The sequence below is a fragment of the Kitasatospora sp. NPDC059571 genome (genome assembly GCF_042735675.1).
GTDB lineage: Bacteria > Actinomycetota > Actinomycetes > Streptomycetales > Streptomycetaceae > Kitasatospora.
Genome location: NZ_JBHWBW010000678.1, coordinates 1 through 3,006 on the forward strand (window position 1 = coordinate 1; position 3,006 = coordinate 3,006).

The following is a 3,006-nucleotide window of genomic DNA, read 5'->3' on the forward strand; positions in this document are numbered from 1 at the left end:
CGGGGGCGCCCCCCGCGCGGGGGCGTCGCCCGGGGGGCGGCGGGGGGGGGGGGGGGGGTTGCGGCCCGGGCGGGCGCGCCCGCCCCCCCCGGGCCCCCCCCCCCCGCCCCGGGGGAGTCTCGTTCCGATCGTCCCCGGACGATCCCTTCCGTGCCGCCGCAGCCGCCGTGCCGTGCATCGATCAGCCGTCCTTCCGAGCGGAGTAAGGGATGCGTGGCGCACCCGCGGGGTCCATTCCGTTGTGTGAGAGTTATGTCCGGAATCGATCTGATTCATATGCTTCTGATGGCATTTAATCCCAAAGGGGTGTCATGTGACCATCTCCGCCGCGCACCCGTCGCCCGGGCGGCTCGTGGCGAGACGGCTACCCGCCAAGCGGGCGGTCGACCTCGCCGGTGCTGCGACGCTCCTCCTGCTGACCCTGCCCCTCATGGCGGCGGTCTACCTCCTGATCCGGGCCACCTGCCCGGGCCCCGCGGTCTTCCGCCAGGTCCGCGCGGGCCGGCACGGCCGCCCCTTCGCCATGCTGAAGTTCCGCACCATGCACCACGGGGCGCACGCCGCACGCGCCGCCCTCGCCCCGCAGAACGAGGCCGGCGGCCACCTGTTCAAGCTCCGCCACGACCCGCGGGTCACCCGGGTCGGCCGCCTCCTGCGCCGGCTCTCGCTGGACGAGCTCCCGCAGCTCGTCAACGTGCTCCGCGGCGAGATGTCCCTGGTCGGCCCACGACCGCTGCTCCTGGAGGACTCCGGGTACACCGGGCGCGCCCGCGACCGGCTCCTGGTGGCCCCCGGCCTGACCGGCCTCTGGCAGGTCCGCGGCCGCTCGAACCTGCCGTGGGAGGAGATGCTCCGACTCGACCTGCACTACGTCGAGAACCTCTCCCTCCGGCTCGACCTCGGCATCCTGCTGCGAACCGTCCCGGCCGTCCTCACCGGCCGCGGCGCGCACTGATGGCACCGGCCGCGACCGCCGCCGCAGAGTCCCGGACGACCTTCTCCGCGCTGCTCTGGAACTACGGCTCGGCGGTGGCCGGTGCGCTGCTCCAGCTCGGCTACACCGCCCTGACCGCCCGGGTGGTCTCACCCGACGGCTTCGGCGCCTTCGCCGCCGCCGGCGCCGCCCTCACGGTCATGGGCTACGTGGCCGGGGCCGGCCTGGCCACCTACCTGTTGCGAGCCGAACGCCTCACCCGGCAGACCGTCCGCACCGCCTACCGGGTGTCGCTGGCCAGCGGCGCGCTGTGCTGCCTGGCGACGCTGGCCGTCGCCCCGCTCTGCGCCGACCTCTGGGGCCTGCCCGCCATCGAGCCGACCGTCCAGTTGTACGCGCTCTACTTCCTTCCCCAGCCCGCATCCCTGGTGGCGCTCGCCGCTCTCCGGCGACTGGACCGGGCCCGGCTCTGCGCCGTCACCGAGACCGTCGCCCAACTGGTCGGCATGGCCACCGGGGCGGTGCTGCTCACGGCCGGCTGGAGCCCGTACGGCCTGGTCGTGGCGCAGTGCGTGGCCCCTGCGGTGACGCTGGCCGTGGCCGGGCGGCGGCTCGCGCAGTGCCGGCTCCCGTCGGGCCCCGCGGTGCGGTCCCGCGAGATGCTCGGACTCTCGGGAGCCTTCGCCGGCTACGGAATGATCCAGGTGCTCTCGGCGGACGTGCCGCTGTGGGCGATCACCCGCTACCTCGGGCCCGCAGCGGTCGGGGAGTTCTCGCGGGCCGCGCTGGCGGTGGGCCTGCCCGTCGCGATGCTGGGCCAGGGGCTGCGGCGCTCGGTCATGCCGTCGATGGCCCGTTTGAACGGCGGGGGGCGGAGCCTCGCCGGCGCCCTGCCCGACATGCTGAGCGCGGCCTCGGCGGTCGCCTTCGTCTCGTTCGGGGCGCTGGCCGGGGTCGGACCGGCCGCACTGCACCTCCTGCTCGGCCCCGGCTGGGACGTGGCCGCCGCCCTCATGCCGGTCTTCGCGGTCGGCGCCCCGCTGGTGCTGCTCTGCCAGTTCAGCTACGCCGTGGACGAGATCCTCCGTGCGACCGGACCGCTGCTGAGGACGCAACTGCTCGTGCTGGCAGCCACGGTGGCGGGTGTGCTGAGCCTGGTGGCGGCCGGCCGCAGCCTTGCGCTGCTCGCGTTGGCGACCTCGCTCGCGGCCGGGGCCGGCCACCTCGGCCAGCTCGTCCGGTGGTCCCGCCGCGGGCTCTGCCGGCCGGCGCAGCTGGTCCGCCCGTACGCCGTCCATGCCCTGGTGGGTGCGGCGCTGTGCGCCGGCGGGCGGGTGGCGGCCGGGTTCGGCACCGGCCCACTCTCCCAACTGGCCCACGGGATCCTGGGGATGGTACCGGTGCTGATCGGCTGCGTGGCGGTGCGCCGGCGGCTCCCGCTCTACACGGTTGCGGTCTCGCGCGGCCTGGTCGCGCACTGAGCGGCCGCCCGACCGCCCGCTCAGCGGGCGGCCGGGCTCCTGTCGGGCTCCGGCTCCGGGCGGCCCGGTGCCGCCTGCAGCACGCCGCGGTAGAGGTCCTCGACGCTCCGTACCCAGGTCGCCTCGGTGAAGTTCTCCTCGAACACCCGGCGGCAGTGCGCGCGCAGGGCGGGGAACCGCTCGCGGGCGGTGGCGAGGACGGGGGCGAGCGGATCGTCCCATCCGAGCACGGCGCCGGTGCCGCGGGCCCGGACGGACTCGGCGACCGAGGAGCCCTCGAAGGCCAGGACGGGCAGCCCGGCGGCCAGGGCCTCGATCTGCACCAGCGGCGCGCCCTCCAGGCAGCGGCTCGGGAAGACCAGCCCCTGCCAGGAGGGCAGGCGGCGGCGCAGCTCCGCGCGTTCGACCCGGCCGAGGAAGCGCACCGACTCCGGTGCCACCGCCCTTGCCTGGTCCAGGAGTTCGCCATCGCCGACGATGTCGAGCGGCGCCCCCCGGCCCCCCCCCCCCCCCCCCCGCCCCCCCCCCCCACCCCCCGCGGAGCCGCGCGCCCACTACGCAGCCCCCCCCCCCCCCCCCCGCCCCCCCCCC

3 protein-coding genes are annotated in these 3,006 nt (G+C 76.2%); 2 read left to right on the top strand and 1 reads right to left on the bottom strand.

Annotation, left to right across the window (positions count from 1 at the left end; genetic code table 11):
• Positions 1–313: 313 nt before the first annotated feature.
• The gene (locus tag ACFV0G_RS37695) at positions 314–955 is read left to right on the top strand and encodes a sugar transferase (RefSeq protein WP_380557838.1); all 642 of its coding nucleotides are present in this window, start codon (positions 314–316) and stop codon (positions 953–955) included.
• Positions 955–2,415 carry an oligosaccharide flippase family protein gene (locus tag ACFV0G_RS37700; protein WP_380557841.1) on the top strand — a complete coding sequence of 487 codons (1,461 nt, stop codon included), beginning with the start codon at positions 955–957 and terminating at the stop codon, positions 2,413–2,415. The genes ACFV0G_RS37695 and ACFV0G_RS37700 overlap by 1 nt, the downstream gene beginning before the upstream one ends.
• Before the next feature lie 20 nt (positions 2,416–2,435).
• On the opposite strand, the gene ACFV0G_RS37705 is transcribed toward ACFV0G_RS37700, so the two are convergent.
• Positions 2,436–2,894: a glycosyltransferase gene (locus ACFV0G_RS37705; RefSeq protein ID WP_380557844.1), complete on the bottom strand. Its 459-nt coding sequence runs from the start codon at positions 2,892–2,894 to the stop codon at positions 2,436–2,438.
• Positions 2,895–3,006: the final 112 nt, after the last annotated feature.

Bases quoted from the DNA above. Each gene is read 5' to 3' on its own strand.
- ACFV0G_RS37700 (WP_380557841.1), top strand. From the start codon at position 955: ATGGCACCGGCCGCGACCGCCGCCGCAGAGTCCCGGACGACCTTCTCC.